Raw genomic sequence first — 11,355 nt, forward strand, 5'->3', positions numbered from 1 at the left:
GGTCGGATAAATCCGACCCCTTGTACGATAAGAATATCTAAATTATCAACTAAATATGTTAGTATGATACTGGAAGAGTTTGTAGTTGATTAGGTCATCCGACCCCTGGAGCAATCATCTTTTAATGATTAGCTCGTTGAGTAGATGGACCGCCCTCCTACAATCTTGAACAGTATCAGAAGCGAAAGATCAAAGTCTTTCAGCTTGGGTTCCCACAAGGTTAAGTTATAGAAGGGCGACCCAACACAAACTCTCCTAAAAACCATTAGGAGGTTTCATCATGTATTATATCGGAATTGACGTCTCAAAGAAAGACTTATCAGTATTTAACGGTAAAAAAGACCTAAAATTTATCAATCAAGAAGGCTTAAGACCTTTTAAAAAATACCTGAAAGGAAAATACAAAAACTTTTCAGATCTAGTAATCATCTTTGAGCCAACCGGCATATACTCTTTTAAACTAAAGGAATTCTGTGCTGAAAACAGTATCAAGGCCTATATCGTAAATCCCAAGAGGAGCCATAGCTTTGCCCGAAGTTTAGGTATACGCCCTAAGGACGATAAGATTGATGCTCGAATTCTCTATCAATTTCATAGGCTAATTGATTCAAAGGACATCAAGGTACCCAAGATAGACCAACAGACCAAGGTCTTATCCAGTTATCTTACTAGTTATGAGTTTACCGTAAAACAGAGAGTAGCTATTTCTAATCACCTGGAAAGTCTAAGAGATGAGAAGCTGGTCAGTCTTTTAAAGAAAGAGTTAAAACGGGCACAAAAGTTAGAAGATAAAATCTTTCATGATATTTTAGAATACATTAGGCAAAACCAAAACTTAAGAGAAGATTATGAAAGGTTGCTTACTATCTCTGGTGTAGGGGAAAAGATGGCTATTGCCCTACTTACTCTATTTAAAACTTATCAAGGTACTAACCGGGCCCAAATCACCGCTTTGGTAGGACTTGATTCTACCAAAAGAGAATCTGGAAGCTCGGTGAGGGGTAGGGCAAAGATCAGTAAAAACGGTAAGGCAATATACCGTAAAGTATCCTATTTGCCTGCCATTTGTGCCACCGTACATAATCAAAAAATAAAAATATTTTATCAAAGATTATTAGCTCATCATAAACCTAAAAAGTTAGCGATAATTGCTTCTATGAGAAAGATACTCTTAATAGCACATGCTATGTATAGAGATAAGACAGAATATATGGCTGTCTAGATTCTTTAAAATATTTACAATAAAATACAGTGTCTAAGGGAGAGTTTGCGGGTTGACTTTTAACACAGTATCTACCCCAGATTCATGGAAATAACATAAAAACAATAAACTACCAACTGAAAAGAGGAATGTTTTCGCATTATTAGTATTCATATTTTTCCCCGCAATTATTCCTCAAACCTCTATGCGCTATAAGCTATAGGTTAATTTTCTATTAACCATTATTCACCCTTTTCAATGATAATTTTTGCACCTGATCTGACTTTTTTAAAGACTTTGGCTTCTCCGATTATCTTTCCGAATACATTGACCGGGCTGGCCGGTCTAATTTCATCACCCTGGCTTGCCGGAGTGAGTCCAAAAAAGATACAAAAAGCATTACCAGGCGGCCAATAACCTAAATCACCTTCGGAAACTACTGCCTTCGCGTTCTCCAATCCAAGATCAACCGGTATGGAAAAATAAATCTCATCACCCCAGGTATTTACCCTGCCTTCAATAGGGAGTGCATCCCAAATATCTTGCGCAGTTTTGCTATCATTTAAACTGGCATCCACTTTAAGATCTTCGGTTGTAATAGTCATCTTTTTAACACTCATGTTAATCATTCCTTTTTTATTTATTTCTTTTCACTTAATGTTTTCACCCTTTTGGCGATATGCTCGGCAGTAAGCCCAAAAGTCTTAAGCAGCTCCCAGGGGGCACCGGATAAACCAAATTGATCCTCCACGCCCATCATTTCCAATAATAAGGGAGTCTTATACTTTTTACCAGCGGCTATCACACCGGCAATAATGTTTCCAAACCCACCCTTTTGGTGTTCTTCCACCGTCATTACCAGCCCGATTTCTTCCGCTGCTTGAATAATACTCTCTTTATCCAGGGGTTTGACCGTGTGAATATTTAATATCCTGGTTTCAAGGTTATATTCTTTCTTTAGGATATAGGCTGCCCGCATAGCCTCTGCCACCATGGGTCCACAGGTGATAATGCAAACATCTTCTTTTTCAGATGGGTAATGAGATGCTAATTTGGTCTCAAAGGCATCAACAAAGTCTTCCTTTTCCTCTCTGAAACGGATAACATTGGCTTTGCCGAAGGTATAAGGTGTATCCTCTTTGGTAACAATGGGGGTAGCTTCTCGGGCATATCTGATCACTGCCGGACCTTGAATTTTGGCTACAGCCAGGGTTCCTTTTTCGGTCTCCAGAGCATCACTCGGTACAATGAGGTGCATATTGGGCAGATAATACATATTGCTAATTTCCTCTAAAGCTTGATGCGTTGCCCCGTCAGGACCTACCGATAATCCGGCATGGGCGTTGGCAATTTTTACGTTAAAATTATTATAGCAAACGGTCGTCCTGATCTGGTCCCAATTTCTGCCGGTTACAAAGACCCCGTATGAACCGATAAAAGCAGTTTTACCTTCTTTGGCAAATCCGGAGGCAACCGAGGTCATGTTTGGTTCGGCAATACCTATCTGGAAAAACCGTTCTTTTCTTTCCGGATGTTTTTCATAAAATTGATTCATGCAGATTGAATTGGTAATATCGGCACCGAAAGCTACCACCGATTTTACTTCACCTAATTTTTCAATGGCATTTCCAAATCCTTTTCGAGTTGGTACCATCTTTACTTTCATGGTTACCGCTTTATTCCACCAGTAATCTCGCTTAAATTTGGGCATCGCTTGATCAATCTTTTGGTTGACTTCCTCCTGATAGACACAGGCTTTTTGATATAGTGCATCTGCTTTCTTCTCATCAAAATTTTTGGCTTTAATATCCTCTAAGGCTTTTTCCAAAGATTCTGCCCCTTTTCGTCCATCCTTAGGACATACACCATGATAACCGACCACATTCTCAGCATAGGATACTTCTTTTCCTTTAACCGTATGGGCAATAATCACAGTTGGTTTACCTTTTAGGGTTTTAGCCTTCTTAAAGGATTTAAGAATCTCGGTCATATTATGGCCGTCAATCTCCAGGGTATGCCAACCAAAGGCTTGCCATTTTTCAACTACTGATTCCAATCGCATAACCTCTTCGGTGGGTCCATCAATCTGCAGATTATTTCTATCAACAATGGCTATCAAGTTGTCCAATTTATAGTGGGCAGCAGCCATCGCACTTTCCCATACGGAACCCTCATCCAATTCACCATCTCCTAAAATACAAAAAGTATGGTAGTCTTTTTTTTCTAATCTAGCGTTCAAAGAACATCCGACAGCAACTCCCAGACCCAGTCCCAATGAACCACTGGAAAGTTCCAATCCTGGTAATTTAAAACGATTGGGGTGTCCTTCAAAACCGGACCATAATTTTCTTAATTTCACCATTTCATCAATGGGGAAATAACCTGCCTCTCCCAGGGCAGCATAGAGAGCCGGTGCCTTATGTCCTGCTGACCAAAAAACTCTATCCCTGTCTTTCCATTCAGGATTCACCGGGTCATGTTTGATCTCCCTTAAGTAAAGGGCAGCAGCTATATCCATAATAGATAAGGTTCCTCCGGGATGACCGGAGCCGGCAGCGGTAATAGCTGTCATACTATAAGCTCTCATCACTCTTGCTTTTTCCACTAATTCTTCAATGGTATAATCTTTTTTTATTTTCCCTGTCCTGGAATCAATAATTGGCATTAAACACCCTCCTTAATTTCTAATTCCCTTTTTTAATTTAAAATCATATAAAATAAATATTAACGGGTATATATAAATCTTATATTTAATTATGCTATTGTTTTAAAGAAATACCGTTTATTTTTTCATAGAACAAAGCCAAACCAGCATGGTCTATTTCGGTATTGCCCTCCGCGATAATCACCTGCATCATCTCCATGACCTGAGCGGTTAAGGGCATAGCAGTATGTAAACTTCGACTGGTTTCAAAAACATTGGTAAGATCTTTTAAATGCAGTTTCATCTTGAATCCGGGCGTATAATTTCCCTTTAACATTCTTGGTGCTTTATCTTCCATACATCTACTCCCGGCAAGACCTCCCCTAATGGCATTGAAAATCTTTTCGGGATCCACTCCCGCTTTTTTACCCAGGACCATAGCTTCCGCAACCGCCGCTATGTTTAATGCAACGACAACCTGATTCGCTAATTTAGTGGTTTGTCCCGCACCAATATCACCAACCAAAGTCACGCTTCCACCCATAACATCCAGTATTTCTTTACATTTCTCAAATACTTCTTTTTTGCCTCCCACCATAAAAGCAAGTGTTCCGGATTTTGCTTTTTCTTCACCACCGCTTACCGGAGCATCCAACATTTCTACCCCTTTTTTCTCAAGTTCCCTGGCAATTTCCTGGGAAGCCAAAGGCGCAATAGAACTCATGTCAACTAAAATTTGGCCCTCCCTTACTCCTTCGATGACACCATTTTCCCCAAGTACGACTTCTTTCACTTGAGGAGAATTCGGCAGCATAGTAAAAATTAGATCACTATTTTCTGCTACGTTTTTGGGTGATGACCCCCTACTTGCTCCGTGTTCCACTACTTCATTTAAAGCTTCCTTAATAATATCATAAGCAACTATATTGTATCCTGCATCAATCAGGTTTTTCGCCATTGGTTTTCCCATAATACCTACACCGATAAATCCAATTTTTTTCATGATTAATTTTCTCCTTTAAATTTTTGCCCAGGCTTCTCTTAGTACCCGCTTGGCATTAGCAACAACTACTTCCGAAGATTCATCAGCCAACGGTTTTACCTCAAAGCTCACTATAGGCGGATTTTTTGGATTTAAGAATCCAATATCTAATAAAACTTTTAAATATTCGCTGAGTTCCTTGACATCATTTTCCCCACCCTTAATACCAAACCTGGGATGCTGGTCACCGTAACCGGGATGGCCTTTATCTTTTAAAATACAATTGCCCATATGGGCATGGACCAGATAATCTTTGATCGGTAGAATAGCTTGTGCGGGGGTTTCACCTAAAAGTGGAAGATGGGACAGGTCAACCATCAATCCAAAGTTATCAAATTCCTTTCTCACTTCCTCTGCCACCCTCCTGGCATCTTTCGCTGGTCCGATTAAACATTTTTTTTCAATTTCTTGGTCAAAAACCTCCAGTGTAATTCCCAAGTCTCCTTTTGATTTAGCATAAGTGCATATTTCCTTGGTGGAAGAAACCAATAATTTTATGGCTTGTTCCCGTTCCTGGCCTCCTGGGTCGGTACCGCTTAAGAAAGCAAGGCTTTTTGCCTCTATCTCGTATGCTTCATCAATTCCGGCTTTCACCTCATTTACCGCCTCATGTCTTTCTGTTTCATTAAAGGAATTAAGATTTAATTTTTTTACCAATAAACGAGGTTGCGCCCCATAAGCAACGGTTAAATGGCTCACTTCCAAAAGTTTTTTTGCTTTCTGCCTTACTTTCACATCCTTGATCCAGGATACTTCTATCGCCGTAAAGAAATCATCTTCCGCTATTTTCTGTAAGGTCTCGAGGATCAGCCCTTCCCCTTTCATTACCTGGGGATAAGCCATAAAGTGGATTAACCCCACTTTCATAAATTTATAAATGGATTCTTGCATAGTGTCCTCCTTTAGTTTTTTAACAAATCTTTTTCCACGTCGAGTAAATGACGGTACACTTTTTTACGAGCATTTTTACTATCCTTGTTTTTGATAGCATTAAAAATTTCAGTATGTTCTTTTAAATATTTCTGTGGATAACCGGGAAGATTCCAGGTTTTCTCTTTCATGTTGACCCAGAGTTTTTCTTTTAACAGATTACTCAAATAACCCATCATGGAAAAAAGGAGATTATTATGTGCAGCTCTAGCAATATGCATGTGAAATTCCCTATCAAATTCCATCATTTCGGGAATATTATTTATGGCTCCTTCCATTTTGTGTAAGGATTCATAAATAGCATCGAGGTCTTCTTGGGATGCCTTCTGGGCGGCAAGATCGGCTATCTCGATTTCCACTGCTTTTCTTGCTTCTAACATTTCAAAAGGGCTCTCCTCTTCCTCTAACTCCATAACTTCTTGTTCATATAAAGGGGATCTGGGGATATCCTTTATGAAATTTCCTTTGCCCCCCCTGCTTTCAGTGATGCCCAATATTTCAAGGGCACTTAATGCTTCTCTAACCGAAGGGCGAGAGGTACCAAATTTCTCAGCCATTACTTGCTCGGGAGGGAGCTTATCTCCCGGTTTTAATTTGCCTTCTTTAATTAAATCTCGAATTTGTTCTACTATTTTTATGTATACTTTTTTTGTCCGAACTTTGTTAAATATTGCTCTACTCCTCTCACTGTTTATTTTGTAATATTAATCATATTAACCTGATAATTCTACAATATAATATCATGACATATTGTGATGTCAAATTTAAAACCTTTATATTACGCTCTTTAATTTATTTTCAAACAATCATAATTACTCATCGTATATTCCGGTTGCCTGAATTTCTACTTTTGCATCCTTAGCCAGCCCACTAACTTCTATTGCTGCACGTGCGGGGTAGGGTTCGGAAAAATATTGATCATAAATTTCATTAACCACTTTAAAATCATCCATATTAGTTAGGTATACGGTCACCTTTACCACATCATTTAAAGAAGAACCGGCAGCCTCTAAAATAGCTCTAATGTTATCTAAGGTTTGCCTGGTCTCCTTTTCGATACCCCCCTCTACCTTTTTACCGGTTGAAGGATCTAAGGGCAAAATACCAGAAGTAAAGATAAATCCCTTTGCCTTCATTGCCTGACAAAACGGCCCAAAAGCAGACGGAGCATTTTTGGTCACAATAATTTCTTTTTTCATTACTTACCTCCCTTATTTTGATGCTTTTTGATACTTTTTAAAATATTCCTTTTTAATCTCGCTATTTGTGATGAGTTTAGGCATAGCTACATTGTGCTTGGTAACCAGAGAATGATCTGAGGAAAAGCAATCATTAAAAGCAGCCCGATCGCCATTAAAATAACAAAAGGTATCACTCCGCGTATGACATCACTTGTTTTAATGCCTAATTCCGGTGCAGCTGCACCTTTAAGGAAAAAGATAGCATAAGCAAAAGGTGGTGTTAAAAAGGACATCTGAAGATTCACAATAATCATCATAGCAAACCATAAAGGGTCAAATCCCAACCGAGGAACAATAGGAGCTAATATAGGTACCATGACGAAAATAATGCCAATCCAGTCAATAAACATACCCAAAATAAAACATACGAACATAATAAGAGCGAAAGCCATCCAACGCCCACCGGGAATAGAAAGAATAAAATTCTCCACTACACCGCCACCACCGGCACTCAAAAATACACTCACAAAAGCAGTGGAACAACCGGCAATTAATAGTACCATGCCGGTTAATTTGATTGTCCCCAGCGTAACGTCTTTCAGCACTTTCCAGTTAAAACGGCCATAAACAATAGTTAAAAGTGTTGCCACCGCAGCGCCCACCGCAGCAGCCTCGGTGGGAGACGCCACACCAAGATAAATGGCGCCCATGACGGACAAGATAAGCAAAGCAGTTGGTGCCAGGGTGGTAATTAACATCTTACTTTTTTGGCCAAAAGTTAGCTTGTTACCTTCATCGTCATATGAAGGAGCCACTGACGGTTGAAGGTAAGATCGAATACCGATGTAGAGCATATATAGTCCGGAAAGGAGAAAGCCAGGCATGAAGGCAGCCATAAATAACTTCCCTACCGAAATCCAAGCTACCGGTCCATAAATAATAAGCATAATGCTGGGTGGAATTAAAATGCCCAGTGTACCTCCAGCACAGATCGCCCCAGTAGCCAAGCCTTTATCATAATGACGTTTCATCATTGCCGGTAGGGCAACCAAGGTTAACATGGTAATGGAGGCAGCAATGATACCCACACATGCTGCCATAATAGTACCAATTAATACACTTGTAATCGCTAATCCTCCTCTAAATTTACCAAACCAGACATGTACGGCATCATACATTTTTTCAGCAATGCCGGATTTTTCTAACATGTTCCCCATAAACACAAATAAGGGAACAGCCATAAACCCATAATCGGTAATTATGGCATAAACACGACCGTAGATTAAATCAAAAGCATTAGGACCAAATAATAAAAACCCGGTGATTACACCGACACCACCAATAGGAAGAGCCAAGGGAAAACCGGTAAGCACACCAATTAAAAGGGCTCCGAACATCCCAATGGTAACAATTTCAGGACTTACTACAATATCTATCATAATAGCTCTCTCTTTCTAATTAAAAAGTATAGATCTTGAATGAATTTAGACAAACTCTGCAAAGTAAAAAGACAGAAACCAAAAACTAATAAAGTTCTAAAAGGCGCGGCCGGGGGCAGCCAGCTGCTTTCCACCATTTTTTCACCAAATTTCCAGGAAAATACTGCCCATCTTGTTCCTGCAGAGATAAGGATAATACATATAGGAAAAAGAAAAATAATTGACAAAATAACATCAACCCATGCTCTTCCTGTGCGCGATAATTTTGAATAGAAAACATCTACCCTGACATGCCCGTCATACAAATAGGTATAAGCCCACCCACAAGCACCAAAAGTCCCCATAAGCATCTTGGAAGTTTCTAATGCCCAAATTGTAGGTCGGTTAAAAGCATATCTGGAGATGACCTCATAGCAGAGTACTATGATTAATGCTACCACCAAAAACTTAACTACTTGTCCCGTAAATTCACTGATGGAATTAATAATTTGTACAAGCTTTTTCATATGGATTCAATAATTCCTCCTTGCTTTTTTACCTTGCTCCGGAAAAAGTAATCCGGAGCAAGGTAAATGCTGGGTATATAGTTTTTATGATGCTTTAGAAATAATTATTTTATGTCAAACATATCGCAAATTTCTTTAAATTTGAGTGCAGATTCATATACTTTCTTATAACCAGGATCTTTGGCAGATTCTGCAGCGTAGTACTCATTTGCTTTCTCAAATAATAATTCTTCAATATCCGTGGGTAATTTTTCCACAACAGTACCATATTCTCTATATTTCTCCAATGCTGTAGAATCGCGGACAACCGATTCAGTAAAGAATTCATGGGATACTCTATGGGCAACTAATTTTACAATATCCTGCAAATCCGGAGACAGTGCATTCCAGGCATTCATGTTAACATATAGGGATTGTGCATCACTGGGAGCACGAGAAGATGATATATACATATATTTGGTTACTTCATGGAAACCCATACCCCAATTCAAAGACGGAGTAATATATTCGAAGGCATCAATAACTCCCCGTTTAACTGATTCGTAAATCTCGCCACCAGGAAGAAAGACCGGTGATGCACCCATTGCTTGAAAGATTGTATTAAGGGCAGTAGTTCCACACCTAATTTTTAGTCCTTTAATATCCTCGACTGAACGCAGTGGTTTTGTAGAATGACACCAAACCTCAGCTGGATGAACGGTTAATTGGTCAACAAAGTATACACCGATAGGTTTATATAATTCTCGAGCCAATGCCGTCCCTTCATATTCCATCCACATCATCAGCTGATTACCGGTATGACCACCTACCCAGTTGGTGTAAAAGACACCTGCGGGGACGTAACCTACCGCCCAGCCACCGGATACATGAGCAGCCTCTACTGAGCCTGAAATTGCTCCATCAAACTCTTTCCCGGCAGGTATAATAGCCCCTGCAGTGAAAGCTTTTACCACCAAACGTCCGCCACTGGCTTCGGTCACTTGTTCGGCAAATCTTTTAGCACCCTCAAATCCAAAATCACCGGCTGCACACATTGATTGTAATCTCCAATTAATCACTTTATCAGCACTCACTCCACTGATGGTTATACTTAGTAACAATACAAAAATCAAATTAACTATTATCAAGCAATTTAACTTCTTCATTCTAAACACTCCTTTTAATATAATTTCTTAACCGGTTAAAATTAAGATAAGATATTTCTGTTTCTCCTTCAAGTAAAAGCAAGAAGCAGAGATATGCCTTGTCGACCACCTCCTTCTCTACATTTTTTGTCTTATTTGTTATATTGTTTGACAAATTATATTTTATTATATCATAAAACAACGTTAGTTCAAACGTATTTTAAAATTCCTACAGATAAATTAATAAAAAATATCATTACTTTATTTTAAATCCCGATTTATGGGACTACTCAAGAAAGCTTTTTTGAAGATAATGAAAAGTCCCCCAGTTTATGATATCATTAAAAATAATATTTTAGAGCAATCATTTATTTAAGATGATGATAATAGAACTGAAAAATAAAAGGCAGGAAAAATGAAAAGAATTACTATAAAATTAGGGAAAAAGATGCTCGAAGTAAATCTTCCGGACAATATAGAAATTTTATTCACTAAGCAACCTAAACCGCTTGATAATCCCGCCTTTTTTATTCAAAAAGCCTTGAAAGATTCTATAGGCAGCCGAAGTTTGGAGCAAATTATTGAGCAAAAATTAAAGAAAAATTCACAAGCAAAGGCTGTAATTGTCATCTCGGATAATACCCGCCCTGTCCCCTACAAAGGTAAATCAGGAATATTATGGCCAATTATTGAAAAACTATTAGCAAAAAATATTTCTAATAACCGTATTCTTATTTTAATAGCTACCGGTACTCATCGGCCATTATCCGAAAAAGAATTAAGAGAGATGTTGGACCACCGAGTATTTGATTACAAAATTCCCATAAAAAACCATCATTGTCGCGACCAATATAATTTAATCTATCTTGGCAAGACTAATCGCGGTAGTTCAATATATATTAATAGTGATTATATGGAAGCAGATATTAAAATACTTACTGGTTTAGTAGAAACTCATTTCATGGCTGGTGCATCAGGAGGAAGAAAATCAATCTGCCCAGGACTCATTGGAGAAGAAAGCATCTATATATTCCACGGAGCGCCTATGTTAGCTTCCCAGGAAGCTACTGACTTAATCATAGATGATAACCCCTGTCACCAAGAAGCCTTAGAAGTTGCCAAGAAAGCCGGAGCTGATTACATTCTCAATGTTACTCTTGACCAAGATTTTAAGCTAACGGGAGTATTTGCCGGAGATTTAGAAGAAGCTCATAAACAAGCAGTAAAACAGATAAAAAAATACGTTGCTATACCCTTAGATAAAGAATATGATATTGTAATTACTCAC

At 38.7% G+C, this 11,355-nt stretch carries 11 protein-coding genes; 2 read left to right on the plus strand and 9 right to left on the minus strand.

Features of this window, described 5'->3' with window-relative positions; all coding sequences use genetic code 11:
- Nucleotides 1-280: 280 nt before the first annotated feature.
- Nucleotides 281-1,222 carry an IS110 family transposase gene (locus tag ENO17_07390; protein ID HER24852.1) on the plus strand — a complete coding sequence of 314 codons (942 nt, stop codon included), beginning with the start codon at nt 281-283 and terminating at the stop codon, nt 1,220-1,222.
- A gap of 221 nt (nt 1,223-1,443) precedes the next feature.
- On the opposite strand, the gene ENO17_07395 is transcribed toward ENO17_07390, so the two are convergent.
- The 9 genes from ENO17_07395 to ENO17_07435 all read right to left on the minus strand — a co-directional run bounded on the left by ENO17_07395 (nt 1,444) and on the right by ENO17_07435 (nt 9,977).
- Nucleotides 1,444-1,821 (minus strand): hypothetical protein, encoded by a 378-nt coding sequence (locus ENO17_07395; protein ID HER24853.1) that lies wholly within the window; start codon nt 1,819-1,821, stop codon nt 1,444-1,446.
- 20 nt (nt 1,822-1,841) lie between these two features.
- Nucleotides 1,842-3,866, minus strand: coding sequence for a transketolase (locus tag ENO17_07400; protein HER24854.1), 2,025 nt, complete (start codon nt 3,864-3,866; stop codon nt 1,842-1,844).
- 94 nt (nt 3,867-3,960) lie between these two features.
- The gene (locus ENO17_07405) at nt 3,961-4,848 is read right to left on the minus strand and encodes a 2-hydroxy-3-oxopropionate reductase (protein ID HER24855.1); all 888 of its coding nucleotides are present in this window, start codon (nt 4,846-4,848) and stop codon (nt 3,961-3,963) included.
- Nucleotides 4,849-4,863: 15 nt separating this feature from the next.
- Nucleotides 4,864-5,778 (minus strand): sugar phosphate isomerase/epimerase, encoded by a 915-nt coding sequence (locus ENO17_07410; GenBank protein ID HER24856.1) that lies wholly within the window; start codon nt 5,776-5,778, stop codon nt 4,864-4,866.
- A gap of 11 nt (nt 5,779-5,789) precedes the next feature.
- Nucleotides 5,790-6,455, minus strand: a complete 666-nt coding sequence (locus tag ENO17_07415) for a FadR family transcriptional regulator (GenBank protein HER24857.1) — start codon at nt 6,453-6,455, stop codon at nt 5,790-5,792.
- 174 nt (nt 6,456-6,629) lie between these two features.
- Nucleotides 6,630-7,016, minus strand: a complete 387-nt coding sequence (locus tag ENO17_07420; protein HER24858.1) for a RidA family protein — start codon at nt 7,014-7,016, stop codon at nt 6,630-6,632.
- Between the two features lie 86 nt (nt 7,017-7,102).
- Complete coding sequence (locus tag ENO17_07425) at nt 7,103-8,434, minus strand: TRAP transporter large permease subunit (GenBank protein HER24859.1); 1,332 nt, start codon at nt 8,432-8,434, stop codon at nt 7,103-7,105.
- Complete coding sequence (locus ENO17_07430) at nt 8,434-8,943, minus strand: TRAP transporter small permease subunit (GenBank protein HER24860.1); 510 nt, start codon at nt 8,941-8,943, stop codon at nt 8,434-8,436. Before ENO17_07430 ends, ENO17_07425 begins: the two co-directional genes overlap by 1 nt.
- 104 nt (nt 8,944-9,047) lie before the next feature.
- Entirely contained in the window at nt 9,048-9,977 is a 930-nt protein-coding gene (locus tag ENO17_07435; GenBank protein ID HER24861.1) for a hypothetical protein, read from the minus strand.
- 505 nt (nt 9,978-10,482) lie between these two features.
- On the opposite strand from ENO17_07435, the gene ENO17_07440 reads away from it, so the two are divergent.
- A partial coding sequence (locus ENO17_07440) for a DUF2088 domain-containing protein (GenBank protein ID HER24862.1) occupies nt 10,483-11,355 on the plus strand: 873 nt, incomplete at its 3' end.

The sequence above is a fragment of the Candidatus Atribacteria bacterium genome (assembly GCA_011056645.1).
Taxonomy (GTDB): Bacteria; Atribacterota; Phoenicimicrobiia; order Phoenicimicrobiales; family Phoenicimicrobiaceae; genus Sediminicultor; species Sediminicultor quartus.